This window comes from Azospirillum aestuarii (assembly GCF_016632405.1).
Classification (GTDB): Bacteria; Pseudomonadota; Alphaproteobacteria; order Azospirillales; family Azospirillaceae; genus Azospirillum; species Azospirillum aestuarii.
In genome coordinates this window covers 811031-836869 of sequence record NZ_JAEPIV010000001.1, presented here as the reverse complement: position 1 = coordinate 836869, position 25839 = coordinate 811031, and the positions used below count along the sequence as shown (strand labels likewise).

The 25839-nt window shown below is 67.0% G+C and carries 23 protein-coding genes; 18 read left to right on the top strand and 5 right to left on the bottom strand.

Annotated elements, in window-relative coordinates; genetic code table 11:
* Positions 1-113 precede the first annotated feature (113 nt).
* Positions 114-656, top strand: coding sequence for a hydrolase (locus JJL56_RS03850; protein WP_200484224.1), 543 nt, complete (start codon positions 114-116; stop codon positions 654-656).
* Between the two features lie 36 nt (positions 657-692).
* Positions 693-1397, top strand: a complete 705-nt coding sequence (locus JJL56_RS03845; RefSeq protein WP_145623512.1) for an alpha/beta fold hydrolase — start codon at positions 693-695, stop codon at positions 1395-1397.
* A gap of 17 nt (positions 1398-1414) precedes the next feature.
* Here JJL56_RS03845 and JJL56_RS03840 read toward each other — a convergent pair whose 3' ends face one another.
* The 3 genes from JJL56_RS03840 to parE all read right to left on the bottom strand — a co-directional run bounded on the left by JJL56_RS03840 (position 1415) and on the right by parE (position 4874).
* On the bottom strand, positions 1415-1972 hold the full coding sequence (locus JJL56_RS03840; protein WP_145623513.1) for a hypothetical protein: 558 nt from the start codon (positions 1970-1972) through the stop codon (positions 1415-1417).
* 92 nt (positions 1973-2064) lie between these two features.
* Positions 2065-2829 (bottom strand): hypothetical protein, encoded by a 765-nt coding sequence (locus tag JJL56_RS03835; RefSeq protein WP_145623514.1) that lies wholly within the window; start codon positions 2827-2829, stop codon positions 2065-2067.
* A gap of 56 nt (positions 2830-2885) precedes the next feature.
* Entirely contained in the window at positions 2886-4874 is a 1989-nt protein-coding gene (gene parE / locus JJL56_RS03830; RefSeq protein ID WP_200484223.1) for a DNA topoisomerase IV subunit B, read from the bottom strand.
* A gap of 121 nt (positions 4875-4995) precedes the next feature.
* Here parE and JJL56_RS03825 point away from each other — a divergent pair, with 121 nt between their 5' ends.
* From JJL56_RS03825 to JJL56_RS03790, 8 genes are all read left to right on the top strand, one after another.
* Positions 4996-5427, top strand: a complete 432-nt coding sequence (locus tag JJL56_RS03825; RefSeq protein WP_425599114.1) for an acyl-CoA thioesterase — start codon at positions 4996-4998, stop codon at positions 5425-5427.
* Between the two features lie 164 nt (positions 5428-5591).
* On the top strand, positions 5592-5963 hold the full coding sequence (locus JJL56_RS03820) for an FtsB family cell division protein (protein WP_200484222.1): 372 nt from the start codon (positions 5592-5594) through the stop codon (positions 5961-5963).
* A 212-nt stretch (positions 5964-6175) separates the two neighbouring features.
* On the top strand, positions 6176-7192 hold the full coding sequence (pdhA, locus tag JJL56_RS03815; protein ID WP_186452810.1) for a pyruvate dehydrogenase (acetyl-transferring) E1 component subunit alpha: 1017 nt from the start codon (positions 6176-6178) through the stop codon (positions 7190-7192).
* A 78-nt stretch (positions 7193-7270) separates the two neighbouring features.
* Positions 7271-8668, top strand: coding sequence for a pyruvate dehydrogenase complex E1 component subunit beta (locus JJL56_RS03810; RefSeq protein WP_145623516.1), 1398 nt, complete (start codon positions 7271-7273; stop codon positions 8666-8668).
* A gap of 13 nt (positions 8669-8681) precedes the next feature.
* Positions 8682-10013: a pyruvate dehydrogenase complex dihydrolipoamide acetyltransferase gene (locus JJL56_RS03805; protein WP_200484221.1), complete on the top strand. Its 1332-nt coding sequence runs from the start codon at positions 8682-8684 to the stop codon at positions 10011-10013.
* 13 nt (positions 10014-10026) lie between these two features.
* Positions 10027-11424, top strand: a complete 1398-nt coding sequence (gene lpdA / locus JJL56_RS03800; protein WP_200484220.1) for a dihydrolipoyl dehydrogenase — start codon at positions 10027-10029, stop codon at positions 11422-11424.
* A gap of 249 nt (positions 11425-11673) precedes the next feature.
* Entirely contained in the window at positions 11674-12630 is a 957-nt protein-coding gene (lipA, locus tag JJL56_RS03795; protein ID WP_145623519.1) for a lipoyl synthase, read from the top strand.
* A gap of 29 nt (positions 12631-12659) precedes the next feature.
* Entirely contained in the window at positions 12660-13127 is a 468-nt protein-coding gene (locus tag JJL56_RS03790) for a type II toxin-antitoxin system RatA family toxin (RefSeq protein WP_145623520.1), read from the top strand.
* A gap of 13 nt (positions 13128-13140) precedes the next feature.
* Here the strand turns inward: JJL56_RS03790 and JJL56_RS03785 are convergent, their stop codons facing one another.
* Both JJL56_RS03785 and JJL56_RS03780 read right to left on the bottom strand, forming a co-directional pair.
* Positions 13141-13644 (bottom strand): CinA family protein, encoded by a 504-nt coding sequence (locus JJL56_RS03785; RefSeq protein WP_145623521.1) that lies wholly within the window; start codon positions 13642-13644, stop codon positions 13141-13143.
* A 63-nt stretch (positions 13645-13707) separates the two neighbouring features.
* Complete coding sequence (locus JJL56_RS03780) at positions 13708-14880, bottom strand: bifunctional 2-C-methyl-D-erythritol 4-phosphate cytidylyltransferase/2-C-methyl-D-erythritol 2,4-cyclodiphosphate synthase (RefSeq protein WP_200484219.1); 1173 nt, start codon at positions 14878-14880, stop codon at positions 13708-13710.
* 222 nt (positions 14881-15102) lie between these two features.
* Between JJL56_RS03780 and JJL56_RS03775 the strand changes: the two genes are divergently transcribed.
* The 8 genes from JJL56_RS03775 to trkA all read left to right on the top strand — a co-directional run bounded on the left by JJL56_RS03775 (position 15103) and on the right by trkA (position 25832).
* Entirely contained in the window at positions 15103-15918 is an 816-nt protein-coding gene (locus tag JJL56_RS03775; protein ID WP_145623523.1) for a cytochrome C assembly family protein, read from the top strand.
* Positions 15919-16042: 124 nt separating this feature from the next.
* Positions 16043-17029 carry a tRNA dihydrouridine synthase DusB gene (gene dusB, locus JJL56_RS03770; RefSeq protein ID WP_145623524.1) on the top strand — a complete coding sequence of 329 codons (987 nt, stop codon included), beginning with the start codon at positions 16043-16045 and terminating at the stop codon, positions 17027-17029.
* On the top strand, positions 17029-18231 hold the full coding sequence (locus tag JJL56_RS03765) for a two-component system sensor histidine kinase NtrB (RefSeq protein ID WP_145623525.1): 1203 nt from the start codon (positions 17029-17031) through the stop codon (positions 18229-18231). The genes dusB and JJL56_RS03765 overlap by 1 nt, the downstream gene beginning before the upstream one ends.
* Positions 18228-19673 (top strand): nitrogen regulation protein NR(I), encoded by a 1446-nt coding sequence (gene ntrC / locus JJL56_RS03760; protein WP_145623526.1) that lies wholly within the window; start codon positions 18228-18230, stop codon positions 19671-19673. The genes JJL56_RS03765 and ntrC overlap by 4 nt, the downstream gene beginning before the upstream one ends.
* Positions 19674-19860: 187 nt before the next feature.
* Positions 19861-22182, top strand: a complete 2322-nt coding sequence (locus JJL56_RS03755; protein ID WP_145623527.1) for a sensor histidine kinase NtrY-like — start codon at positions 19861-19863, stop codon at positions 22180-22182.
* Positions 22172-23572 carry a nitrogen assimilation response regulator NtrX gene (ntrX, locus tag JJL56_RS03750; protein WP_145623528.1) on the top strand — a complete coding sequence of 467 codons (1401 nt, stop codon included), beginning with the start codon at positions 22172-22174 and terminating at the stop codon, positions 23570-23572. Before JJL56_RS03755 ends, ntrX begins: the two co-directional genes overlap by 11 nt.
* Positions 23573-23937: 365 nt before the next feature.
* Complete coding sequence (locus JJL56_RS03745; RefSeq protein ID WP_200484218.1) at positions 23938-24246, top strand: hypothetical protein; 309 nt, start codon at positions 23938-23940, stop codon at positions 24244-24246.
* A 209-nt stretch (positions 24247-24455) separates the two neighbouring features.
* Positions 24456-25832 carry a Trk system potassium transporter TrkA gene (gene trkA / locus JJL56_RS03740; RefSeq protein ID WP_145623530.1) on the top strand — a complete coding sequence of 459 codons (1377 nt, stop codon included), beginning with the start codon at positions 24456-24458 and terminating at the stop codon, positions 25830-25832.
* The last annotated feature ends 7 nt before the right edge of the window (positions 25833-25839 follow it).

Genomic DNA, 25839 nt, shown 5'->3' with positions numbered 1-25839 from the left:
AGGCTATGAAAAGGCCGCGAAAACCGCGGAAATCCTGGGCCTGGGAGGGTGAAAGGGCAGGTTTTGGCCTTTTCCACCCCCCGGACCGGACAAGGAAAAAAGGCACCCCTCCGATGCTTCTGTCCTCCGAACGTTCCGTCCTGGTGGTGGTCGATATCCAGGAAAAGCTGATGCCGGCCATCGCCGAGTCCGCGCGGGTGGAGCGCAACGCCGCCACCCTGCTGAAGGCCGCCGCCCTGCTCGGCGTGCCGGCCTTCGCCACTGAACAGTATCCCAGAGGCCTCGGTCCGACGGCCGCCTCCCTGCGCGCCCTGCTGCCGCCGGACGGGGTGGTGGAGAAGATCACCTTCTCCGCCGCGCGGGAGCCGGCATTCCTGGAACGGCTGGAGCGGCTCGGCCGCCGACAGGTGGTGCTGGCCGGGTCGGAGGCTCATGTGTGCGTGATGCAGACGGCGCTGTCGCTGGTCGGGCTGGGGTTCGAGGTGGTGTTGGTGGCGGACGCCGTATCGTCGCGCGTTCCCGCCAACGCGGAACTTGGCATCGCCCGCATGCGCGCCGCCGGGGCGACCATCGTCAGCACGGAAATGGTCCTGTTCGAATGGATGGAGCGGTCGGACATTCCGGCCTTCAAGGCGGTGCTGGAACTGATCCGCTGACCGGATAAAGAACGTCAGAACGAGGAAGGACGAGGGATGAGCGACCGGATGCCTCTGATCCTGCTTCCCGGCATGCCGCTGGACGCCGCGCTGTGGGAACACCAGACCGACCATCTCGCCGATGTGGCGGAGCCGACCGTCGGCGACCTGACCGGCCACGACTCGGTGACCGCCCTTGCCGCCGCGCTGCTTGCGCAGGCGCCCGAGCGATTCGCGCTCGCCGGCTTGTCGATGGGGGGCTACGTCGCCTTCGAGATTCTGCGTCAGGCGCCGGAGCGGGTGGCGAAGCTCGCCCTGCTCGACACCAGCGCCCGTCCGGACACGCCGGAGCAGACCGCCACACGCCAGGACGCCGTTCGTCTGGTGGGGCAGGGGCGGTTGCGTCAGGTGGTGGCTGCCGGCATGCCGCGCCTCGTCCATCCCGACCGCACCGCGGACGCCGCCCTCGTCGAATCGGTTCAGGCCCAGGCCCAGCGGGTCGGGCCGGACGGCTATGCGCGCCAGCAGACCGCCATCATGAACCGTCCGGACAGCCGGCCCGGACTGGGAGCCATCGCCTGCCCGACGCTGGTGCTGTGCGGGCGGCAGGACGCCGTCACGCCCCCGGCGCTGCACGAGGAGATGGCCGGGAGCATCCCCGGCGCCCGCCTCGCCCTGATCGAGGATTGCGGCCATCTGTCGGCCATGGAGCGGCCGCAGGCGGTCACCGCCCTGCTGCGGCAGTGGCTTCTCTACGCCTGAACGCGGTCTCTCCCGCCTCAGCAGTCAGGACCCCCGCCGCAGCCGTCCAGGTCGGCGCGGCGGGCCGGAAAAAGGGAGAAGGTCATGTCGCTGATGAGCGACCGGAAATCCGGATCGTTCGGCCCCTGCGGACGGTCGAGCCAGCCGGTGGCCGAGGACAGGGGGCCGCCGCCCCGGCAGAAGGCTCCCTGGACCACGATGGGGCCGCCGGGCGGGCTGGTGCGCAGGGGCTGGCCACTGCACAGATACGAGTTCAGGGTCGTCTCGGCGGGGTTGAAAGCCAGGACGACGCGGTAGTCCGGCCGCGCCGTCTGGTTCGGCGTGGTGGTGAAGTTGGTGCGCACGCCGGAAATGCGGTTCTGCATGTTGGCGGTCACCAGCGGCCCGAAGGTCTGCGGGTCCATGCCGAAGGGATTGCCGAGGATCACCACCCGCAGGTCGCGGTCGGAGGCCGCGTAGGACACCTCGCTCAGCGTGTAGGCCGGGACGGGCAGGTCGGCCACGACACGTTCGTTGGTGCAGGCCGCCGCCATCGCGCAGAGGGCGAGAACGCTGGCACGGGACAGGAAGGTCATGGCTCGCCTGGGCTGCTGAGTGGACATGCAGTGAACGATCATGGGGCGCCGCTTCGGTACCGGCAAGCCCGCGCCCCCGGAAGAGCCAGGGCTCAGCCGACGGCGTATCCCGGCGGTGTCCAGTCGGTGCGCAGCCAGTTTCGGGCGGAGCGCTCGATCAGGTCCGGATAGTTGGTGACCTCCGCCGGGCCGATCAGTGGCAGGCCCATATCCTCGACGATGCGGGCGACCGAGGCGCTGTCCAGAGGCAGGCCAAACTGGCGGGCGCGGTGGGCGATGTCCATCTCCTGGCCCCAGTAGTAGACCCGAGTGGCACCGGTGTTATCCCTCATGCGGCGGACCTGCTCCAGCCGGTCGTCACCATAGAGCGGCTGCCAGATGTCGGCCATGAGGGTGTCCGCCGGCTCGTCGGGCTCATAGGCGACGGCGTCGCCCTGGACCACCGTCACTTTGGCGGCGGCTTCGGGCGGAAGCTGGCCGAACACGTCCATGGTGGCGTTCACCGCGATCACCTCGGGGTCGAGTTCCACAACGGTGACGCGTGTGACCTCGGGCCGCAGGGCGGCGTTGGCGGCAGCCCAGCCCATGCCGAGCCCCATGACCAGCGTGTGCCCCTTTGCGAAGCGGCAGCCGATCTCCTGGCTCTCGATCTCCATCGGGGTCATTGACATCCAGGTGCGCGACGCCGGCCCGTCGTGGCGGATCAGCCCGGCCATGTCGGTGACCAGCATCGCCTCGCTCCAGTAGCCCTTGCAGATCAGCATCGGAGCGAGCAGGAGTTCCCACCGCTCCCCTTTCCACGGGCGGTAGGTCGGGCGGAACAGGTCCGTCTGGTACAGGGCGAGCGTCGAGGTCATTCGTCCAGGGTCCCGTGGCGTTGATGTGCACGCCTGTGAGCGTACAGCGCCGCGGGTTACACGTCGATGTCGTCAACCCGGACGAATTTTGCGTTCTCCTGGATGAACTGGAACCGCAGTTCCGGACGGCGGCCCATCAGCTCCTCCACCCGCGTCTTCGTGGCCTTCACGTCCTCCGCCTGTTCGGGGTCGGCGGCGTTCGGCACGACGACGCGAAGCAGCGTGCGCTTGGCCGGGTCCATGGTCGTCTCGCGGAGCTGGGCCGGCATCATCTCGCCCAAGCCTTTGAACCGGCTGATTTCCACTTTCTTGCCCTTGAACGTCTTGTTCATGAGCTGGTCCTTGTGGGCGTCGTCGCGGGCATAAACCGACTTGGCGCCGTGGCTGATGCGGTAGAGCGGCGGTAGGGCTAGGTACAGATGCCCGTTCTGGATCAGCCCGCCCATTTCCCGGTAGAAGAAGGTCATCAGGAGTGAGGCGATGTGCGCGCCGTCCACGTCGGCGTCGGTCATGATGATGACCCGCTCGTAGCGCAGCTTGTCGCTGGAGAAGTCCTTGCCCACCCCGCAGCCCAGCGCCTGGGTGAGGTCGTTCAGCTCCTGGTTGGCCTTCATCTTGTCGGCGGAGGCCGAGGCGACGTTGAGGATCTTGCCGCGCAGCGGCAGGATGGCCTGGGTCTCGCGGTTGCGCGCCTGCTTGGCCGAGCCGCCCGCCGAATCGCCCTCGACCAGAAAGATTTCGGTCCCCTCCGGCGAATTGCGGGAGCAGTCGGCCAGCTTGCCGGGCAGGCGCAGGCGGCGGGTCGCGGACTTGCGTCCCAACTCCTTGGACTGCTTGCGTTTGGCGCGCTCCTCCGCCTTCTCGATCAGCCGTTCCAGCAGGGCCTTGGACGAGGAGGGGTCGCCGGACAGCCAGTGGTCGAAATGGTCCTTGATCGCTGCCTCGACCAGCCGGTGGGCTTCCGCCGTCACCAGCTTCTCCTTGGTCTGGCCCTGGAAATGCGGCTCGCGGATGAACACCGACAGCAGGATGCAGGCGTCGCCCATCACGTCGTCCGCAGTGACCTGGGCGGCGCGCTTGTTGCTGGTCAGCTCGCCATAGCCCTTCAGGCCGCGGGTCAGCGCGGCGCGCAGGCCGGCCTCGTGGGTACCGCCCTGCGGGGTGGGGACCGTGTTGCAGTAGGTGTGGGAGAAGCCCTCGTCATCCTCCGGCCAGGCGATGGCCCATTCCACGCGGCCCTGCTGGTTCGGGAAGTCCAGCGCGCCGGAGAAGGGCAGGCGGGTCAGCGTCCGGCGTTCCTTCAGGGCGGCGTTCAGATAGTCCAGCAGGCCGCCGGGGAAGTGCAGCGTCTCCTGCGCCGGGGTGGTGCTGTCGGGCGCCAGCAGCACCGGGTCGCAGCTCCAGCGGATCTCGACGCCCCGGTACAGGTAGGCCTTGGAGCGCGCCAGCCGGTACAGCCGGTGCGGTTCGAAATGGGCGGCCTCGCCGAAGATCTCGGGGTCGGCGTGGAAGCGGATGGTCGTGCCGCGGCGATTGGCCGCGCCCTGGCGGGTCAGCGGTCCCTGGGGCAGGCCGCGGCTGTAGTGCTGCACGTAGAGCTGGCGGTCGCGCGCCACCTCGACCGCCAGCCGGTCGGACAGGGCGTTCACCACCGACAGGCCGACGCCGTGCAGGCCGCCGGAAGTCTGGTAGACCTTGTTGGAGAATTTGCCGCCCGAATGCAGGGTGGTGAGGATGACCTCCAGCGCCGACTTGCCCGGGTACTTTGGGTGGTCGTCGATCGGGATGCCGCGCCCGTTGTCGCGCACCACCACCGTGCCGTCGATGGTCAGTTCCAGGTCGATGCGGCTGGCGTGGCCGGCCACCGCCTCGTCCATGGCGTTGTCCAGAACCTCGGCCACCAGATGGTGCAGCGCCCGGTCGTCGGTGCCGCCGATGTACATGCCGGGGCGCCGGCGGACGGGCTCAAGCCCCTCCAGAACCTCGATATCCTGGGCGGAATAGGTCTCGGCCTTGCGCGCCGTGTTCTCGAAAAGATCGCTCATGGCCCAGTTATAGGAATTTCGTCAGGGCTGCGCAAGCGCATGCGGTGGCTTCTATATACTCTCCGCACCATATTTTGTGATGCGCTTTTTCGACCCCAGAATGAACGAGGGCGGAGGCACGATGAGCGACGGCACCCCCACCGATCAATCCCCGGTCAAGCCGGACGTCACCCATCCGGACATGGAGGGCGGCCCGGCGCTGCGCACCATCGCCATGCCGGCGGACACCAACCCCAACGGCGACATCTTCGGCGGCTGGCTGCTGGCCCAGATGGATCTGGCCGGCGGCGTCGCCGCCCTGCGCCGCGCGGGCGGGCGGGTGGCGACGGTGGGGATCGAGGCGATGACCTTCCACAAGCCGGTCTATGTCGGCGACGAGGTGAGCTGCTTCGCCCATGTCACCAGGGTGGGCCGCACCTCCATCCGCGTGCGCGTCGAGACCTGGGTGCGCCGCCAACGCAGCGCGGGGGAGGCGATTAAGGTGACAGAGGGTGTGTTCACTTACGTCGCCATTGGCGAGGACCGCCGCCCGCGCGAGGTCCCGCCAGAGTGAATCGGCGCCCGCCTTCTTTCGAAGGTTGCGCACCGTGTCACCTTCCTTTGAGGGTATATGCCGCCTATTACTCGGCGGCGCGAAGAGCATGCTGCGGTGAATTCTTTCGGATTGCTTCTTTTCCGTTTGACCGAAGGAATCGCGTATGATTCCATCATACCGCCATGACCATGCTCCAGAACCTCACCGACTCGCTGAAACGCGCCGCGAAAAGCGCCCTTCGCCAGGCCATCGGGCCGGCCATCGGCTCCTGCGTCGTCGCCTACTTCGTCTATTACGCCGTCCAGGGGGACCGCGGGCTGCTCGCCATGAACCACCTGAAGGCGGAGATCGCCACGGCGGAATCCGTCCTGGATCAGGTGAAGGCCGAGCGCGAGCGAATGGACCGCCGCGCGCAACTGATGCGCAGCGACCACCTGGACCGCGACATGCTGGACGAGCGTGCGCGCACGATGTTGAACCTTTCCGGCCCCCGGGACGTCATAATCGCACTCCCTCCGGCGCAGGACGCAGGGGATGCTAGCGCTGAGAAGTAGGTCATATCAGTGAATTAACCGAAAGCCGGTTAACGCCGAATTTCGCGTTTAAAAACAGATATTTGCGTCTCTCGCGCTTGTCGTGTACTGTGCGCCCCGCATCCGCTTCCGGTGCGAGGGGGATGCACCCTCATAATTGGGATGTACCCTCGCAACGTGCTGCAGCCCTGGCTGTTCGCTTGCCGTCGCTGCATAAACCCTGGGGAGGAAACATGGCCGCGTCACGACGCCGTCCGAAGGCGCAGACTGACTCCGCGTCGAAGCAGGCCGCTTCGGCCGAGGATCTGATCAAGTACTACCGTGAGATGCTGCTGATCCGCCGCTTCGAGGAGAAGGCGGGCCAGCTGTACGGCATGGGCCTCATCGGCGGTTTCTGCCACCTCTACATCGGCCAGGAAGCCGTCGTGGTCGGCATCCAGGCCGCGCTGAAGGACAACGACGACGTCATCACCAGCTACCGTGACCATGGCCATATGCTGGCCTGCGGCATGGACCCGAAGGGCGTGATGGCCGAGCTGACCGGTCGCCGTGGAGGCTACTCCAAGGGCAAGGGCGGCTCGATGCACATGTTCAGCCGCGAGAAGAACTTCTACGGCGGCCACGGCATCGTCGGCGCGCAGGTTCCGCTGGGCACCGGTCTCGCCTTCTCGCACAAGTACAACAAGGATGACGGCCTGTCCGCGGTCTATTGCGGCGACGGCGCCATCAACCAGGGTCAGGTTTACGAGAGCTTCAACATGGCGGCGCTGTGGAAGCTGCCGGTGCTCTACGTGATCGAGAACAACAAGTACGCCATGGGCACCTCGCAGGAGCGCGCCTCGGCGGGCGAGCTGCACCAGCGCGGCGCGGCTTACGGCATTCCCGGCCATCAGGTCAACGGCATGGACGTCCTCGAGGTCCGCGAGGCCGCCGACAAGTGGGTCGAGTACATCCGCGCCGGCAACGGCCCGGTCATCCTCGAGATGAAGACCTACCGCTACCGCGGCCACTCGATGTCCGACCCGGCCAAGTACCGGACCAAGGAGGAGGTCGAGAAGATGCGGAGCGAGTCCGATCCGATCGACAACCTGAAGCGCGTCCTTCTGGAAGGCGCTTACGTGACCGAGGACCAGCTCAAAGAGATCGACCGCGAGGTCAAGGCCGTGGTGACCGAGGCTGCCGAGTTCGCGCAGCAGAGCCCCGAGCCCGATCCGGCGGAGCTGTGGACGGACGTCCTGGTCGAAGCCTGACGACAACGATAAGCAGGAGCGGCGCCGAGGGCCGGAGGCTTCGCCTTCCGGTGAACCCGCGCCGCCGGAGGTTGAGGAATGCCGATCGAAGTGCTGATGCCGGCGCTGTCGCCCACAATGACCGAGGGCAAGCTGGCGAAATGGGTCAAAAAAGAAGGTGACGAGGTCAAGTCCGGCGACGTGCTTGCCGAGATCGAGACCGACAAGGCGACCATGGAGGTCGAGGCGGTCGATGAAGGCCGCATCGGCAAGATCCTGGTCGCCGAGGGCACCGAGAACGTCGCCGTGAACACCCCCATCGCCGTGATCCTGGAAGACGGCGAGGATTCGGTGGAGAGCAAGCCGGCGGTCGAAGAGTCGACCCCGAAGGTCGCCGCCCAGCCGGTGGTCCAGGACAGCGGCGCCCGTCCGGACTCCACCCTGCCGACCGGCCCGACCAAGGGTCCCGCTGCCGCGCCGCCGGCGTCGGACGAGGACAAGTTCTTCGACAAGACGGTGAAGAAGACCGTCCGCGAAGCGCTGCGCGACGCCATGGCGGAAGAGATGCGCCGCGACCCGACCGTCTTCCTGATGGGCGAAGAGGTCGCGCAGTACCAGGGCGCCTACAAGGTGTCGCAGGGCCTGCTCCAGGAGTTCGGCGCCGACCGCGTCATCGACACGCCGATCACCGAGATCGGCTTCGCCGGCCTGGGCGTCGGTGCGGCCTTCCGCGGCCTGCGCCCGATCGTCGAGTTCATGACGTTCAACTTCGCGATGCAGGCGATCGACCACATCGTGAACTCGGCGGCCAAGACGCTGTACATGTCCGGCGGCCAGATGGGCTGCCCGATCGTGTTCCGCGGCCCGAACGGCGCCGCCGCCCGCGTGGCCGCGCAGCACAGCCAGGATTTCACGCCCTGGTACGCCAGCGTGCCCGGCCTGAAGGTCGTCGCACCCTACAGTGCGTCGGACTTCAAGGGCCTGATGAAGTCGGCCATCCGCGATCCGAACCCGGTCATCTTCCTCGAGAACGAGATCCTCTACGGCCAGTCCTTCGAGGTGCCGGAGAGCGAGGACTTCATCGTTCCGATCGGCCGCGCCAAGATCCGCCGCGCCGGCACGGACGTGACCATCACCGCCCATTCGCTGATGGTCAGCTACGCGCTCGCCGCCGCGGAGCTGCTGGAGAAGGACGGAATCAGCGCCGAGGTCATCGACCTGCGCACGATCCGTCCGCTCGACACCGAGACCATCGTCAACTCCGTCAAGAAGACCAACCGCCTCGTCACCGTCGAGGAGGCCTGGCCGACCTGCGGCATCGGCGCCGAGCTGTCGGCCCTGATGATGGAGCAGGCCTTCGACTATCTGGACGCCCCGGTGATCCGCGTGACCGGCCTCGACGTGCCGATGCCGTATGCGGCGAACCTGGAAAAGCTCGTTCTTCCTTCGCCGGACCGCATCGCGGAAGCGGCGAAGAAGGCCTGCTACCGCAAGTAAGGAGGGCGAGCGAATGACCATCCAGATTCTCATGCCCGCCCTCTCTCCCACGATGACCGAGGGCAACCTCGCCAAGTGGCTGAAGAAGGAAGGCGACGCGGTGAAGTCCGGCGACGTGATCGCCGAGATCGAAACCGACAAGGCCACCATGGAAGTCGAGGCGGCGGACGAAGGCCGTCTCGGCAAGATCCTCGTGCAGGCCGGCACGCAGGGCGTCGCGGTGAACACCCCGATCGCCGTGCTGCTGGAAGAGGGCGAGGACGACAGCGCGCTGAACAAGGCCGCTGCCCCGGCTCCCGCTCCGGCGGCAGCGCCCGCTGCGGCTCCGGCCCCGGCGGCGTCCGCTCCCGCCGCTGCCCCGGCGCCTCAGGCCGCCCCCGCCCCCGCCCATGGCGGTGGCCGCGTGTTCGCCAGCCCGCTGGCCCGCCGTCTGGCCGAGCAGGCCGGTCTCGACCTGAAGGCCGTCAAGGGCACCGGCCCGAACGGCCGCATCGTCAAGGCCGACGTCGAGGCCGCCAAGGCCGGCGGCACCGCCAAGGCCGCCGCTCCGCAGGCCGCCGCCCAGGCTCCCGCCGCCGCCCCGGCGGCTGCTCCGGCCGCCGCCGCTCCGGCCCCGAAGGCCGCGGGCATCGACGCCAAGGACCTGTCGGACAAGCTGGGCATGCGCTACAAGGCGCAGCCGAACAGCTCGATGCGCAAGACGATCTCGCGTCGTCTGACCGAGGTGCAGCAGACGGTGCCGGACTACTTCCTGGCCATCGACTGCGAGCTGGACGCGCTGCTGAAGGTCCGCGCCGACCTGAACGCCCGCTCCAAGGACTACAAGCTGTCGGTCAACGACTTCATCATCCGCGCCGCCGCGCTGACGCTGAAGAAGTTCCCGAACATCAACGCCGCTTGGTCCGACGAGGCCATTCTGCGTTACGACCACGTCGACATCTCGGTCGCCGTGGCCACCCCGACCGGCCTGATCACGCCCATCGTCAAGAAGGCGGAGACCAAGGGGCTGGCCGAGATCTCCAACGAGATGAAGGGTCTGGCGGAGCGCGCCCGTGACGGCAAGCTGAAGCCGGAAGAGTTCCAGGGCGGCACCTTCTCGATTTCGAACCTCGGCATGTACGGCATCCGGGAGTTCGCGGCGATCATCAACCCGCCGCAAGCCTGCATCATGGCGGTCGGCGCCGGTGAGCAGCGTCCGGTCGTGAAGAACGGCGCGCTCGCCATCGCCACCGTGATGACCGTCTCGGTCACCGTGGACCACCGCGTCGCCGACGGCGCGCAGGGTGCGGAATTCCTCGCGGCTTTCAAGAAGCTGATCGAGGACCCGCTGAGCATGCTGCTGTAAGGGGGCGCCGACCATGGCTGACATGAACTACGATCTCATCGTCATCGGCGGCGGTCCGGGCGGCTATGTGGCGGCGATCCGCGCCGCCCAGCTCGGTCTCAGCACCGCGGTGGTGGAGCGTGAGAACCTCGGCGGCATCTGCCTCAATTGGGGCTGCATCCCGACCAAGGCGCTCCTGCGCTCCGCCGAGGTGCTGCGCAACGCCAAGCACGCCGCGGATTACGGGCTGGTCATCCAGAACCCGTCCTTCGACCTGGACAAGGTCGTTCAGCGGTCCCGCAAGGTGGCGGGGCAGCTCAACGGCGGCGTCAAGCACCTGCTGAAGAAGAACAAGGTCGCCGTCATCGAGGGCGAGGCCAAGCTGCTCGGCAAGGGGCAGGTGGCCGTGACCAAGGGCGGTGCGGCGGTCGGCACCTTCGGGGCGAAGAACATCATCATCGCCACGGGCGCCCGCGCCCGCACCCTTCCGGGGCTGGAGGACGACGGCAACCTCGTCTGGACCTACCGCAAGGCGATGACCCCAAACACGACGCCGAAGTCGCTGCTGGTCATCGGCTCCGGCGCCATCGGCATCGAGTTCGCCAGCTTCTACAACGAGCTGGGCGCCAAGGTGACGGTGGTCGAGGTGATGGACCGCATCCTGCCGGTCGAGGACGAGGAAATCTCGGCCTTCGCCCGCAAGCAGTTCGAAAAGCAGGGCATGCGCATCATCACCAACGGCAAGGCCGGCAACCTGCGCAAGGGTGCCGACAGCGTGACGGTGGCGGTGGAAGCCAACGGCAAGACCGAGGACATCACGGTCGACCGCGTGATCCTCGCCGTCGGCATCGCGCCGAACACGGAGAATCTGGGCCTGGAGAACACCAAGGTCCAGACCGACCGCGGCCACATCAAGACCAACGCCAACTGCCAGACCGACGAGCCGGGCGTCTACGCCATCGGCGACGTGACGGGGGCTCCCTGGCTCGCCCACAAGGCCAGCCACGAGGGCGTCATCGCCGTCGAGCACATCGCCGGCAAGCACCCGCACGCGCTGGACATCCGCAACATCCCGGGCTGCACCTACTCGCACCCGCAGATCGCGTCGGTCGGTCTGACCGAGAAGAAGGCGAAGGAGGCGGGCTACGAGGTCCGCGTCGGCCGCTTCCCCTTCATCGGCAACGGCAAGGCCATCGCGCTGGGCGAGGCGGACGGCATGGTGAAGACCGTGTTCGACGCCAAGACCGGCGAGCTGCTGGGCGCCCACATGGTTGGAGCCGAGGTGACGGAGCTGATCCAGGGCTACACGGTCGCCAAGACCATGGAGACCACCGAACAGGAGCTGATGCAGACGGTGTTCCCGCATCCGACCCTGTCGGAGATGATGCACGAGTCGGTTCTTGATGCCTACGGCCGGGCCATCCACTTCTAAGTGGAGAGCCTGATCGCTGGTCGTTTTCTCCCTCGCCCTCCGGGGTGGGGGAGCAACGATTCGGGCGCCGTCATCATTTTGGCGGTGTTGTTTCGTTGCGGCCGATAATCAGACTTGACCGGTTGGTCATTCCGGCCTATCCGGCGGGACCGCGTCCGCCGGCCTTGCGCCGTCCCTTGCGCCGTCGGCGGCGCGTTACCGTTCAGCATCGGCGCTGCCACCGGGCAGCCCGTGGGAGCACTTCAGACCATGACCGTGGCCGATCACCCCGAGAAGCTTCGCCATCCCGAAAAGGCCCACAAGCCCGACAACCCGATCCAGCGCAAACCGGGCTGGATTCGCGTCAAGGCGCCGACCAGCCAGGAATACAACGAGACGCGCAACCTGATGCGCGGGCTCAAGCTCAACACCGTGTGCGAAGAGGCGGCCTGCCCCAACATCGGGGAGTGCTGGAAGCACAAGCACGCGACCTTCATGATCCTCGGCGCCGTCTGCACCCGCGGCTGCGCCTTCTGCAACGTCGGCACCGGCCGCCCGGACCAGCTCGACCCGCACGAGCCGGACAATGTGGCGGAGGCGGTGGCCCAGTTGAAGCTGAGCCACGTCGTCGTCACCTCGGTGGACCGCGACGATCTGGAGGACGGCGGGGCGGAGCATTTCGCCCGCACCATCCGCGCCATCCGCGCGGCGTCACCGGACACCACCATCGAGATCCTCACCCCCGACTTCCAGAAGAAGAAGGGTGCGGTGGAGGTGGTGGTGGAGGCGAAGCCCGACGTCTTCAACCACAATCTGGAAACCGCCCCGCGCCTCTACCCGACGATCCGTCCGGGTGCGCGCTATTTCACCTCGCTGCAACTGTTGGCGCGGGTGAAGGAGCTGGACCCGTCGATGTTCACCAAGTCCGGCGTGATGGTCGGGCTGGGCGAGACGCGCGAGGAGGTTGGGCAGGTAATGGACGATCTGCGCGCCGCCGATGTTGACTTCATGACGATCGGCCAGTACCTCCAGCCGACGCCCAAGCACGCGGCGGTGGACCGGTTCGTGACTCCGGAAGAATTCCAGAGCTACGCAACACTTGGCCGCGGCAAGGGTTTCCTGATGGTGGCCTCGACGCCGCTGACCCGCTCCAGCTACCACGCGGGGGCGGACTTCGCGATGCTGCGGGAGGCTCGCCTCCGCAAGCTCGCGGCAGCGGCGGGCTGAGAGGCGGCCGAAAGAGAAACGGAGCGGGTATGCCGACGCACGCGGAAAAGAAGGTTCTTCCCTACACGCCGGAACAGATGTACCGGCTGGTCGCCGATGTGGAGAAGTATCCGGAGTTCCTGCCCTGGTGCCTCGCCGCCCGCATCCGCCGCCGCGAAGGCAACGTGATGTTCGCGGACCTCGTGATCGGCTTCAAGATGGTGCGGGAACGCTTCACCTCGCGCGTGGAACTGGACGAAGAGAGCCGTCGCATCAACGTCCAGTACACCGAGGGGCCGTTCCAGTACCTGAACAATCACTGGCTCTTCACCCCCCACGAGGGCGGAGTCTGCGTCGATTTCTACGTGGATTTCGAATTCCGCTCGAAGATGCTGCAGAAGATCATGGGCGTTCTGTTCAACGAGGCGGTGCGCCGGATGGTGCAGGCCTTCGAGACCCGCGCCAACCAGCTCTATGGTGCCGGCTCTGCCCGGCCCGCCGCCGCACGGACCGCCTGAAGCCGGTTCTCCGTCAGCGAATCGCGGTTTCCGGGCGGGCGGTGCGCAGCCGTTCCAGCGCAGTCTGCACGGTCGCGAGGCGCACCGCCTCGCGGTCGCCGGGGAAGGTGTATTCCTTGTGCTTGGCCGCGCCGCGGCGGACCGCCGTAGCGATGTGGACGCGGCCCACCGGCTTATCCGGCGTCCCGCCGCCGGGGCCGGCGACTCCGGTCACCGCCACCGTCACGTCGGCCTTCGACTTCGCCAGCGCCCCCACCGCCATGGCCACCGCCACCTCCGGACTGACCGCGCCGTGGGCGTAGATCAGGCTGGGCGGCACGCCGAGCATCTCGGACTTTGCGACGTTGGAGTAGGTGACGAAGCCGCGGTCCACCACCTTGGACGACCCCGCGATGTCGGTCAGCGCGCCCGCGATCAGACCGCCGGTGCAGGATTCGGCGGTCGCCAGGGTGTAGCCGGCCAGTTCGTATTCGGCGAGGAGCTTGGCGGCGAGTTCGCGGATGTGATCGGGAAACATGCGGGTCCCTTTCGTCGTCGTGCGAAGTCCCCTCTCCCCTGAGGGGAGAGGGCTTGAAGGACACTATCCCGGAAGGCGGACCGTTGCCACCGCCTGCGCCGCGATGCCCTCGCCGCGTCCGGTGAAGCCCAGCCGCTCCGTCGTCGTCGCCTTCACGCTGACCCGGTCCACCGGCATGCCCAGAATCTCGGCAACGCGCGCGGTCATCGCCTCGCGGTGCGGGCCGACCTTCGGGCGCTCGCAGATGATCGTCACGTCGACATGGGCGATCCGCCCGCCGCGCGCCGTCACCAGTTCCGCCGCGTGTTTCAGGAACAGCGCGCTGTCGGCGCCGCGCCATTGCGGGTCGCTGGGCGGGAAGTGACTGCCGATGTCACCGGCGCAGAGCGCCCCCAGGATGGCGTCGGTGAGCGCGTGCAGCCCGACGTCGGCGTCCGAATGGCCGTCCAGCCGCTGCGTGTGCGGCACCCGCACGCCGCAGAGCGTGACGTGATCGCCCTCGGCGAAGCGGTGCACGTCGAAGCCCGATCCGGTGCGGATGTCGGAGAGGGCGGAGTCGAGCGCACGGGCGGCGCGGGTCAGGTCGTCGGGGGTGGTCACCTTGAAATTCTCCTCCCTGGCGGGCACCAGCGCGACCGGCAGCCCGGCGCGTTCGGCGACCGCCGCATCGTCGGTCAGCTCCAGCCCGGCGGCGTCGCGGTGCGCGGCCAGAATCTCGGGAAAGCGGAAACCCTGCGGGGTCTGGGCGCGCCACAGGCCGCTGCGGTCCACCGTGCCGGCCACCAGCCCGCCGTCCGGACCGCCATTGCCGCGCTTCAGCGTGTCGGCGACCGGAACGGCGGCCAGCGCCGCGGGGTGGGTGCCCAGCGCCGCGATCACCGCGTCGATGGTGTCGGCGTCGATCAGCGGGCGGGCCGCGTCGTGGATCAGCACGAGGTCGGGCGCCGATTCGGCCAACGCCGCCAGCCCGTTGCGCACCGAGTCCTGGCGGGACGCTCCGCCGGCCACCGGCTCGGGCAAGTCCAGCCCCGCGACCGCCGCATCATAGAGATCCCGGAACGCGGGATTGATCACGACGCGCACCGCGCTCACCTTGGGATGGCGCCGGAAGGCGTCGATCGTGCGGCGCAGAACGGGCTGGCCCGCGAGGTCGAGGTACTGTTTGGGCCGCTCGGCGCCGAACCGCTGGCCGGTGCCGGCGGCGACGATCAGCGCGATGCAGGAAGACGCGTTCATGGAAGACGCGTTCATGGAAGACATGGGGCGTTTCCCTGCCGTTTGGGCTATGGTATCCGCGCTTGACGGACCGTCCGCGTGACGCTTACGTCATGGCGGTCGCACGCAGCGGAGCCTAGCCGCTCACCGGCGTTCCGCCAAGAGCCGCCGAGGCCGGAGCAGCGAAGACTTGTCCAACAGCGACTTTGGGTTTCCGCAGAGGGAAGGGCACGGGTCCGCCGCATGTCGCAGAACATCGTCTACAGCCTGACCGCGCTGATGGCGCTGCTGCCGGCGTCCCTCTACCCCTACCACCGGATCGCGGGGCAGGGGGCGGACGGGCGGTCCGCCTATTTCTGGGGCGCCCTGGCGTTGGGCTTCGCCGGGCCGGCGGCCTGGGCGCTGACCCAGGTGGCGGGACGCTGGCACACCGGCCTGTCCACCGCGCTGTGGATCACCATTGCCGCCTGCATGCTGCTGTTCATAGCAATGAGTGCGCTGACCCGGTCGGCGTGGCGGCTGTCGCCGCTGCTGCTGCCCTACCTGCTGACCGTCGGCGCCTTCGCGACGCTGGCCCAGCAGGCCCCGGCGCCGGTCCTGCGCGGCGGGGCGCCGGGCATCTGGATCGACCTGCACATCGCCGTGTCGGTCATCACCTACGCGCTGCTGACCATGTCCGCCGTGGCATCGCTCGCCGCCTTCCTGCAGGAGCGGGCGCTGAAGTCGAAACGCCCGACCCCGCTGACTCGCTTCCTGCCCCCGGTGGCGGAAAGCGAACGGATGCAGCTCCATCTGCTCGCCGCGTCGGAGGCGGTCCTGGGCGCCGGTCTCGCCACGGGAATGGCGGTGCTCTATTACGAAACCGGCGCGCTGCTGCGCGCCGATCACAAGACGCTTTTGTCGGTCGCCAGCTTCGTCGTCATCGGCGGGTTGCTGCTGGCCCATGCCCGCACCGGCGTGCGCGGGCGGATGGCGGCGCGTCTCGTGCTGATCGCCTATCTGCTGCTGACCCTCGCCTATCCGGGCGTCAAGTTCGTCACCGACGTCCTGCTCGGCTAGCCGTTGCGCATGACAGCCACCGTGGCGCTCGCGGGATGTGCACTTGCAACATGCCGAAACGCTGTGCTACCGTGCACAAATTCTCATCATATCGCTAATGTGCCCATCAAGTGGGCAGGTGAACATGGCCATTCAAATCGGCACCATCTCGCTTGAGGGTCCGGTGATCCTCGCCCCTATGTCCGGCGTCACCGACCTGCCGTTCCGGAGGCTGGTGAAGCAGTCCGGCTGCGGGCTGGTCGTGTCCGAGATGGTCGCGAGTCAGGCGATGATCCGCGAGAACCGCCAGACCCTGCGCATGGTCGAATGCGAGCCGGAGCAGTTCCCCATGGCGGTCCAGCTCGCCGGCTGCGAGCCCGACGTGATGGCCGAGGCGGCGAAGCTGAACGAGGACCGTGGGGCGGCCATCGTCGACATCAATTTCGGCTGCCCGGTGAAGAAGGTGGTCAACGGCCACGCCGGTTCCTCCCTGATGCGGGACGAGGCGCTCGCCGCCCGCATCCTGGAGGCCACGGTGAAGGCGGTTTCCATCCCCGTGACGCTGAAGATGCGCAAGGGTTGGGACGAGACGAGCCTGAACGCACCGCGGCTGGCCCGCATCGCGGAGGAGTGCGGCATCAAGCTGGTCACCGTCCACGGCCGCACCCGCGAGCAGTTCTACAACGGCACCGCCGACTGGTCCTTCATTCGCTCCGTGAAGGAGGCGGTGTCGATCCCGGTGGTGGTCAACGGTGACATCGCGTCCTTCGACGCTGTGGACCGCGCGCTTGCCGAGTCCGGCGCCGATGGGGTGATGATCGGGCGCGGCAGCTACGGGCGCCCCTGGTTCCCCGCCCAGGTGATGCATTACCTGCGCACCGGCGAAAAGCTGCCCGACCCGCCGCTCGACCGGCAGCTCGACACGCTGCTGGAGCATTACGACGCCATGCTGACCCATTACGGCGTCGAAGGCGGGCTGCGCGTCGCCCGCAAGCATATCTCCTGGTACTCCACGGGCCTGCGCGACTCCGCCGAATTCCGGTCGGAGGTCAACCGCATGTCCGATCCCGAACGAGTGCGCGGCTTCATCCGCGACTTCTACGCCCCGGCGATCGAAAGGATGGCTGCCTGATGGCCCGTGCATCTGCCGCTGCTCCATTGCCCCGCCGCCCGGCGCGGCCCCGTGCGCCCTCCGGTTCCTACCGCCCCGTCCGCTCCTGCATCGATCCGTCCGTCATGCTGAACGCGCTCCCCGACCCGGTTCTGGTCGTCGACGGCTCCGGCGATATCCGCTACGTGAATCTGGAGGCGCAGGAGTTCTTCGGCCTGTCGGCCGCCATGATGGAAGGCATGCCCCTCGCGGAGCTGCTGCCGCCCAACAGCCCGGTCAGCCAGCTGATCGAACAGGTTCAGCAAGGCCGCCACCGCGCCTCCCAGGAGGGCGTCGTCATCGACACGCCACGCATCGGCCCGCACCACGTCACCGTGCGGGTCACCGCGCTGGGCGAGCCCGCCGACCATGTGCTGCTGACGGTCAACGAACGCACGCTGGCCCGCAAGATCGACAATTCGCTGACCCACCGCAACTCCGCCCGCTCGGTCACCGCCATGGCGTCGATGCTCGGGCACGAGGTGAAGAACCCCCTGTCGGGCATCCGCGGGGCCGCGCAGCTCCTGGAAGAGAATTGCAGCGAGTCCGACCGGGTGCTGACCCGGCTGATCTGCGACGAGGCCGACCGCATCGTCGCCCTGGTCAACCGGATGGAGGTCTTTTCCGACCAGCGCCCGCTGGAGCGCGACGCCGTGAACATCCACACCGTTCTGGAGCATGTCCGCAAGGTGGCCCAGAGCGGCTTCGCCCGGAACATCCGCTTCATCGAGCGTTACGACCCGTCACTGCCGCCGGTTTACGGCAACCGCGACCAGCTCATTCAGATTTTCCTCAATCTGATTAAAAATGCGGCAGAGGCTGCACCAGAATCGGGCGGCGAGATCATTCTCAGCACATCTTATCAGCACGGCGTTCGCATGGCTCTGCCCGGCGGCGACACCCGCCTGCATCTGCCGTTGCTGGTGTCCGTTCAGGATAATGGGGATGGCATACCCGACGACCTGCGCTCCAACCTGTTCGATGCGTTCATTACGACCAAGGTCAATGGGACTGGCCTGGGGCTTGCATTGGTAGCCAAAATCGTCGGCGATCACGGCGGTGTCATCGAATTTGACAGCCAGCCGCGCCGCACCGTCTTCAAGGTCTCGCTACCCATGTTCGATGAAGCGCAGATGAGCGGCGATCCTGCACCGGCCAGAGGCATCCGAGGGGCCATCGGATGAGTGCAGCCACAATCCTGGTTGCGGACGACGACCGCGCCATCCGCACCGTTCTGACCCAGGCGCTCGCCCGCCTCGGCCACGAGGTGCGCACCACCGGCAACGCCTCCACGCTTTGGCGCTGGGTGGCGGACGGGCAGGGCGACCTCATCATCACCGACGTGGTGATGCCCGACGAGAACGGGCTGGACCTGATCCCGCGGATCAAGAAGATCCGGCCCGACCTGCGCATCATCGTGATGAGCGCGCAGAACACGCTGATCACCGCCGTGAAGGCGGCGGAGCGCGGCGCTTTCGAGTATCTGCCCAAGCCCTTCGACCTGAAGGAGTTGGTCTCGGTCGTCGAGCGGGCGCTGAATTCCAACACGCCGCCGGCGGCCCTGCCCGCCGACGCCGGCGAGGCGGACGAGCAGCTTCCCCTGATCGGCCGCTCGCCGGCCATGCAGGAGATCTACCGCGTCCTTGCCCGTTTGATGGGCACCGACCTGACAGTGACGATCACCGGCGAGTCGGGCACCGGCAAGGAGTTGGTGGCGCGCGCGCTGCACGACTACGGCAAGCGCCGCAACGGTCCCTTCGTCGCCATCAACATGGCGGCCATCCCGCGCGAGCTGATCGAGTCCGAGCTGTTCGGTCACGAGAAGGGCGCCTTCACCGGTGCCACCAACCGCTCGACCGGCCGGTTCGAACAGGCGCAGGGGGGCACCCTGTTCCTCGACGAGATCGGCGACATGCCGCTGGAGGCGCAGACCCGCCTGCTGCGCGTGCTTCAGGAGGGCGAGTACACCACGGTCGGCGGACGTACACCGATCAAGACGGACGTACGCATCGTCGCCGCGACCCACCGCGACCTGCGCACCCTGATCCGCCAGGGCCTGTTCCGCGAGGATCTGTTCTACCGCCTGTGCGTCGTTCCCATTCGTCTGCCGCCGCTGCGCGAGCGTACGGAGGACGTGCCCCTTCTCGTCCGCCACTTCCTGAATCAGTGCTCGGCCCAAGGGCTGCCGGTGAAGAGCATCGACCAGCCCGCCATGGACCGGTTGAAGCGCTACCGCTGGCCGGGCAACGTCCGCGAGTTGGAGAACCTCGTCCGCCGCCTCGCCGCCCTCTATTCCCAGGAGGTCATCGGGCTGGACGTGGTGGAGGCGGAGCTTGCCGACACCACACCCGCCGCCCAGCCGGTGGAGGAGCCGCAGGGCGAGGGCCTGTCCGCCGCCGTGGAGCGCCACCTGAAGGACTATTTCGCCGCGCACAAGGACGGCATGCCGTCGAACGGCCTGTATGACCGGGTGCTGCGCGAGGTGGAGCGGCCCTTGATCGCGCTCAGCCTCTCGGCCACGCGGGGGAATCAGATCAAGGCGGCGCAGCTGCTCGGCCTCAATCGCAACACGCTTCGCAAGAAGATCCGCGACCTCGACATCCAGGTGGTGCGCGGGCTGAAGTGATCCGACGCCCGGCGGGTCGGCCGGGCGTCGCTCCCATCCCACAGCGTGTTGTTTTTGCGACAGGCTCCCGGTGCCTCTGCCGTTTGCAATGCTCCTTAGGGACTGTGCGAAAGGCAGAGGGGTTGCCGCTTGGCAGGACGGCAACAGCTCGTGTATCATTCTGGCAACAGACTGGTTGCCGGAAGTCATGTCGTCCACACCCCCTGAAACCGCCACGCCGCTTTGGCAGCAGTTCCTTCGCTGGGCAACCCGGGTCGGGTTGGCGAAGCGCCTTGCCTTCGCGCTGTCGTTGGCCGCTCTGGTGGCGGGCTTCGCGACCTACACGGCGCTGACGGAGAGCGCGCCCTTCGGGGAAACCAACCCGCGCACTGTCACGTGGCTGCTGACCCTCGATCTGGCGCTCCTGCTCCTGCTCGGCGTGCTGATCGCGCGGCGAATCGTCTATCTGTGGATCGGGCGGCGGCGTGGTCTGGCCGGGTCGCAGATGCATGTGCGGCTGGTCGCGGTGTTCAGCTTGCTCGCCGTCGCGCCGGCCATCATCATGGCCATCTTCTCCACGGTCTTCTTCTACGTCGGCGTGCAGTCCTGGTTCAGCGAGCGGGTGCGCACGGCGGTGAACGAATCGCTGGCTGTGGCCAGCGCCTATCTCCACGAGCACCAGCAGAACATCCGCGCCGACGCGCTCGCCATGGCGAACGACCTGAACCAGGAGGCGGCGCGTCTCGCCAGCGATCCCGAGCGGTTCGAGCAGGTGGTCGCCACCCAGGCCATGCTGCGCGCCCTGTCGGAGGCCATTGTCTTCAACGGGACGACCGGCGCCATCGTCGCGCGCTCCGGCTACACCTTCGCCCTGGAATTCGACCCGATCCCCGACGACAAGCTCGCAACCGCCCGCCACGGCGAAGTGGCGATGATCGTCAGCGAGAACGACGACCGGGTTCGCGCGCTGGTCCGGCTCGATCGCTTCGCCGACACTTATCTCTATGTCGGGCGCATGGTGGAGCCGCGCGTGCTCTCGCACATGGCCTCGGCGGAAGGGGCGGTGCGGGAGTTCGGTGCGTTGGAAAGCCAGCGCGGCAGCCTGCAGATCACCTTCACCCTGATCTTCCTCGTCGTCGCTCTGCTCCTTCTGCTGGCGGCGGTCTGGGCGGGGCTGATCTTCGCGACGCGGCTGGCGCGGCCGATCAGCGCCCTGATCGGCGCCGCGGAGCGGGTGCGCGCCGGCGACCTGACCGTGCGGGTGACCGAACCGCCGGGCGAGGACGAGCTTGGCCTGCTGTCGCGCGCCTTCAACCGCATGACGACGGAAATCGAAAGCCAGCGGCACGAGCTTCTGTCGGCCAACCGCCTGATCGACGAGCGCCGCCGCTTCACCGAAACCGTGTTGGGCGGCGTGTCGGCGGGCGTGATCGGCTTGAACGCGGACGGGCGCATCACACTGCCCAACTTTTCCGCCGCGCGCCTTCTCGGCGTCGAGGACGCGGAAAGCATGATCGGGATGAAGCTCGCCGACCTGTCGCCGGAGATGGGGGAGCTTCTGGACCACGCACCGGGCCGTCCCGGCCGGGTGGTGCAGGACCAGATTCAGATCCGCCGTCCCGGCACGACGCCGCTGACCCTGCTCGTCCGCATTTCCACCGAAGGGCGGGGCAGCGGGGAGATCCGCGGCTATGTCGTGACCTTCGACGACATCACCGAACTGGTGTCCGCCCAGCGCAAGGCGGCCTGGGCCGACGTCGCCCGTCGCATCGCCCACGAGATCAAGAATCCGCTGACGCCGATCCAGCTCTCCGCCGAACGTCTGCGCCGCAAGTACCTGAAGGAAATCACCAGCGACACCGAGGTCTTCACCATGTGCACGGACACCATCGTCCGTCAGGTGGACGACATCCGGCGCATGGTGGACGAATTCTCGGCCTTCGCGCGCATGCCGCAGCCGGTGATGAAGCCCTGCAACCTCAACGACCTCGTCCGGCAGGCGGTGTTCCTGCAATCCAGCGCGCACGCCGGGAAGATCAGGTTCGACATGGAACTTCCCCAGGGGCCGCTGACCGTGCCGTGTGATAGCCGCCAGATCAGCCAGGCGCTGACCAACCTGCTGCAGAACGCCGCGGACGCCATCGAAGGGCGCCCGGCGCCCGCCGAAGGCGCGGAGCTGACGCCCGGCCACGTTTCCATCCGGGTCGAGACCGATGCCGAGCGCATCGCCGTGATCGTCGAGGACAACGGCAAGGGCCTGCCGACCGAGGAACGCGACCGGCTGACCGAACCCTACGTGACGACGCGCGCCAAGGGCACGGGACTGGGGCTGGCAATCGTCAAGAAGATCATGGAGGACCACGGTGGCGTGCTGACCCTGGAGGACCGCGAAGGCGGCGGGGCGCGCGTCGGTCTGGTCATCCCCAACACGTCCACCAGCTCCGGCACGACCGCGGGCGACGCCCACGGCGGCGTTGGCACGCCGGCGGAGACCGGTGAAGAGAAGAGGCACGCAGCCCATGGCGCATGACATTCTGATCGTCGACGACGAAGCGGACATCCGGATGCTGATCGCCGGCATCCTGAACGACGAAGGCATGAAGACGCGCGAGGCCGCCGACGCCGATCAGGCGTTCGCGCAGGTCTCCACGCGCAGGCCCAGTCTCGTGGTTCTGGACATCTGGCTCCAGGGCAGCCGGCTGGACGGGCTCCAGATTCTCGAACAGCTGATGCGGGATCACCGGAACCTGCCGGTCATCATGATCTCCGGCCACGGCAACATCGAAACCGCCGTCTCAGCCATCAAGATCGGCGCCTACGACTTCATCGAGAAGCCCTTCAAGGCCGACCGGCTGCTGCTGATGGTGGACCGCGCCATCGAGGCGGCCCGGCTGAAGCGCGAAAACGAGGAGTTGAAGCTGCGGGCCGGCGGCGAGGTCGAGCTGATCGGCCGGTCCACCGCGGTCAATCACGTCCGTCAGAGCATCGAGAAGGTGGCGCCCACCGGTAGCCGCGTCCTCGTCACCGGCCCCGCCGGCTCCGGCAAGGAGGTGGTGGCCCGGCTGATCCACACGCGGTCGCGCCGGGCCGGCGGTCCCTTCGTCGGGCTGAACTGCGCCACCATGCGTCCCGACCGGCTTGAGATGGAGCTGTTCGGGACGGAGGCCGGGGTGGACGGCGGCGGCCGCAAGATCGGCACCTTCGAACAGGCCCACGGCGGCACGCTGCTGCTCGACGAGGTGGCCGACATGCCGTTGGAAACCCAGGGCAAGATCGTCCGCGCCCTGCAGGAGCAGGTGTTCGAGCGGGTTGGCGGCGGCCAGCGGGTCGAGGTGGACGTGCGCGTCGTCGCGACCTCCAACCGCGACCTCCAGGCGGAGATCGACCAGGGCCGCTTCCGCCAGGACCTGTTCTATCGCCTCGCCGTCGTGCCGATCCGCGTGCCCTCGCTGGCCGAGCGGCGCGAGGACATTCCACTGCTGGCCCGTCACTTCATGCAGCGCTCGGCCGAAGCCGCCGGCCTGCCGGCCCGTGAGTTCGGCGAGGACGCCATGGCCGCGCTCCAGGCCTACGACTGGCCGGGCAACGTGCGCCAGCTGCGCAACGTGGTGGATTGGCTGCTCATCATGGCGCAGGGCGACCCCAAGGAGCCGATCCGCGCCGACCAGCTTCCGCCGGAGATCGGCGCCATCACACCCACAGTCCTGAAATGGGACAAGGGCGGCGAGATCATGGGGCTGCCGCTCCGCGAGGCCCGCGAAGTGTTCGAGCGCGAGTATCTGCTGGCCCAGGTGACCCGCTTCGGCGGCAACATCTCCCGCACCGCCTCCTTCGTGGGGATGGAGCGCTCCGCCCTGCACCGGAAGCTGAAATCGCTTGGTGTGCACGGCAGCGAGAAGGGCAAGCTGTTCGTCGAGTAGGCTTTCCCAGCATCGTCAAGCAAAAGGCACCGTCTTTTCTCCTGAAGCAGGTTTCCCAAGCATGTCCCGAATCCGGACAGCTTGAGGGCCTGCTTTTTTCTTTGTCTGAGATCGGCGCCTGCTGCCTTGCGCCTTTAGTATGTACTTTTTTTTGGATTGCGCTGCGTAGTCCTTTCTTTCCAAGTGTATTTATTAACATTATTTTATTTATGAATTGTATAAATACAATCGTGTTTATATATTTTATGAAATAAAAAATAGTATTTTTGGTGTTGATAGAAGGAAATTTCCTAAATATTTATTGTTTTGTGGGCGCGCTTAACAACAAATGTGCAGAATTTTCCTTTACATCGAGGAGTTACAAAATGGCGACAACAGCCGTTCTGACTGTCAATTACACCGATAACCAGCTTGTTGCTTATTTGAATGGCGCTCAAGTTTACAACCGCATTGGCGGCGGCGAAGCGATCAACGAACAGGTCGTGCTGACCGGCAATCTTCAGGCCGGCGTGAATCAGCTTCTGCTGATCGGGGTGAATTTCAACGGGCCAGCCCATCTCCAGGGATCGGTCAACATCGACGGCCGGTCGCAGGACTTCAACTTCGACACCCGCAAGGACGGTGCTCCGGAGGGAGTCGTCACGCAATTCTATTACACGATCGACAACAGCTGACGCCAAGGCCAGCAAACACGTTTCCATTTCGCGATGACTACTTGGGGAGGGTGATGGGGCAGCCCGCATCCGTCACCCTTCTCCCTGCCCATGCTTGCATGTTGACCCGCATTTCCCTTCACGAACATAGAGTTGGTGCGCCCTACCGCAAAATGATAAGGTCCTTGGCTTGAGTGCCTGGACAATGGGCGGGGAAGGGTAAGAAGGCCGTGAAGGTCATCGTTTGCGGAGCCGGGCAGGTCGGCTCGAACATCGCGCGTTATCTGGCGTCCGAAGGCAACAACGTCACGGTGATCGACCATTCGCCGGAACTCATCCAGCGGATCAGCGACACGCTCGACGTGCAGGCCATGGTCGGCCACGCCTCGCACCCCGACGTTCTGGAGTCGGCCGGCGCGGGCGAGACCGACATGATCATCGCGGTCACCCAGATCGACGAGATCAACATGGTTGCCTGCGAGGTCGCGCACGCCCTGTTCAAGGTGCCGACCAAGATCGCCCGCGTGCGCAACCAGAGCTATCTGAAGCCGATCTGGGCGGACCTGTTCAGCCGCGACCACATGCCGATCGATGTCATCATCTCGCCGGAAATCGCGGTGGCGCGGGCCATCGCACGCCGGCTCCAGGTGCCGGGCGCCTTCGACATGATCCCGCTGGCGGACGGCAAGGTCCGCGTCGTCGGCGTGCTGTGCACGGAAAGCTGTCCGGTGCTGCACACGCCGCTGCGCCAACTGACCGGCCTGTTTCCCGATCTCGGGCTGGAGGTGGTGGCGATCATCCGCAACGACCGGTCTTTCATCCCCGGCGGCGACGACCAGATGCTGCCCGGCGACGAGGTCTACTTCGCCTGCGACAACCGCCATCTGAACCGCGCCATGGCCGCCTTCGGCCATGAGGAGGTGGAAGCCCGCCGCATCATCATCCTGGGCGGCGGCAACATCGGGCTGTGTCTGGCGGAGGAGCTTGAAGCGAAATACCCTCAGGTCACCGCGCGCATCATCGAGATGAACCGCAGCCGCGCCCAGTTCGTGGCGCAGCGCCTGTCGCGCACCATGGTGCTGCACGGCGACGGGCTCGACCCGGAAATCCTCGAGGAAGCCAACGTCCGCGCCACCGAGACGGTGGTCGCCGTGACCAACGACGACGAGGGCAACATCCTGTCCTCGCTGCTCGCCAAACGGCATGGGGCGAAGCGCGCCATCACGCTGATCAACAAGGCGTCCTACAGCTCGCTGGTGTCGCCGCTGGGAATCGACGCGGTGGTCAGCCCGCGGGCCATCACCGTGTCGAACATCCTCCAGCACGTCCGGCGCGGCCGCATCCGCGCGGTGCACAGCCTGCGCGACGGCTTCGCCGAAGTCATCGAGGCGGAGGCGCTGGAAACCTCCGCGGTGGTGAACACGCCGCTGCGGGAGGTGAAGCTGCCGTCCGGGGTCATCGTCGGCGCCATCGTGCGCGGCGACGAGGTCATCATCCCGCGCCCCGCCACGGTGATCCGCCCGAAGGACCGCGTCATCATCCTCGCCACCACCGGCCAGGTGAAAAAGGTGGAGAAGATGTTCGCCGTCCGGCTTGAATTCTTCTGATCGCCTC

Excerpts from the sequence above, each read along its gene's own strand:
- JJL56_RS03845 (WP_145623512.1), top strand. The coding sequence starts at position 693 with ATGAGCGACCGGATGCCTCTGATCCTGCTTCCCGGCATGCCGCTGGAC.
- JJL56_RS03820 (WP_200484222.1), top strand. The coding sequence starts at position 5,592 with ATGACCATGCTCCAGAACCTCACCGACTCGCTGAAACGCGCCGCGAAA.
- pdhA (WP_186452810.1), top strand. The coding sequence starts at position 6,176 with ATGGCCGCGTCACGACGCCGTCCGAAGGCGCAGACTGACTCCGCGTCG.
- ntrC (WP_145623526.1), top strand. The coding sequence starts at position 18,228 with ATGAGTGCAGCCACAATCCTGGTTGCGGACGACGACCGCGCCATCCGC.
- JJL56_RS03775 (WP_145623523.1), top strand. The coding sequence starts at position 15,103 with ATGTCGCAGAACATCGTCTACAGCCTGACCGCGCTGATGGCGCTGCTG.
- JJL56_RS03825 (WP_425599114.1), top strand. The coding sequence starts at position 4,996 with ATGAGCGACGGCACCCCCACCGATCAATCCCCGGTCAAGCCGGACGTC.
- JJL56_RS03840 (WP_145623513.1), bottom strand. The coding sequence starts at position 1,972 with ATGACCTTCCTGTCCCGTGCCAGCGTTCTCGCCCTCTGCGCGATGGCG.
- lpdA (WP_200484220.1), top strand. The coding sequence starts at position 10,027 with ATGGCTGACATGAACTACGATCTCATCGTCATCGGCGGCGGTCCGGGC.
- JJL56_RS03745 (WP_200484218.1), top strand. The coding sequence starts at position 23,938 with ATGGCGACAACAGCCGTTCTGACTGTCAATTACACCGATAACCAGCTT.
- JJL56_RS03810 (WP_145623516.1), top strand. The coding sequence starts at position 7,271 with ATGCCGATCGAAGTGCTGATGCCGGCGCTGTCGCCCACAATGACCGAG.
- JJL56_RS03785 (WP_145623521.1), bottom strand. The coding sequence starts at position 13,644 with ATGTTTCCCGATCACATCCGCGAACTCGCCGCCAAGCTCCTCGCCGAA.
- JJL56_RS03835 (WP_145623514.1), bottom strand. The coding sequence starts at position 2,829 with ATGACCTCGACGCTCGCCCTGTACCAGACGGACCTGTTCCGCCCGACC.
- JJL56_RS03850 (WP_200484224.1), top strand. The coding sequence starts at position 114 with ATGCTTCTGTCCTCCGAACGTTCCGTCCTGGTGGTGGTCGATATCCAG.
- ntrX (WP_145623528.1), top strand. The coding sequence starts at position 22,172 with ATGGCGCATGACATTCTGATCGTCGACGACGAAGCGGACATCCGGATG.
- JJL56_RS03780 (WP_200484219.1), bottom strand. The coding sequence starts at position 14,880 with ATGAACGCGTCTTCCTGCATCGCGCTGATCGTCGCCGCCGGCACCGGC.
- JJL56_RS03765 (WP_145623525.1), top strand. The coding sequence starts at position 17,029 with ATGGCCCGTGCATCTGCCGCTGCTCCATTGCCCCGCCGCCCGGCGCGG.
- JJL56_RS03790 (WP_145623520.1), top strand. The coding sequence starts at position 12,660 with ATGCCGACGCACGCGGAAAAGAAGGTTCTTCCCTACACGCCGGAACAG.
- JJL56_RS03755 (WP_145623527.1), top strand. The coding sequence starts at position 19,861 with ATGTCGTCCACACCCCCTGAAACCGCCACGCCGCTTTGGCAGCAGTTC.
- parE (WP_200484223.1), bottom strand. The coding sequence starts at position 4,874 with ATGAGCGATCTTTTCGAGAACACGGCGCGCAAGGCCGAGACCTATTCC.
- JJL56_RS03805 (WP_200484221.1), top strand. The coding sequence starts at position 8,682 with ATGACCATCCAGATTCTCATGCCCGCCCTCTCTCCCACGATGACCGAG.
- dusB (WP_145623524.1), top strand. The coding sequence starts at position 16,043 with ATGGCCATTCAAATCGGCACCATCTCGCTTGAGGGTCCGGTGATCCTC.
- lipA (WP_145623519.1), top strand. The coding sequence starts at position 11,674 with ATGACCGTGGCCGATCACCCCGAGAAGCTTCGCCATCCCGAAAAGGCC.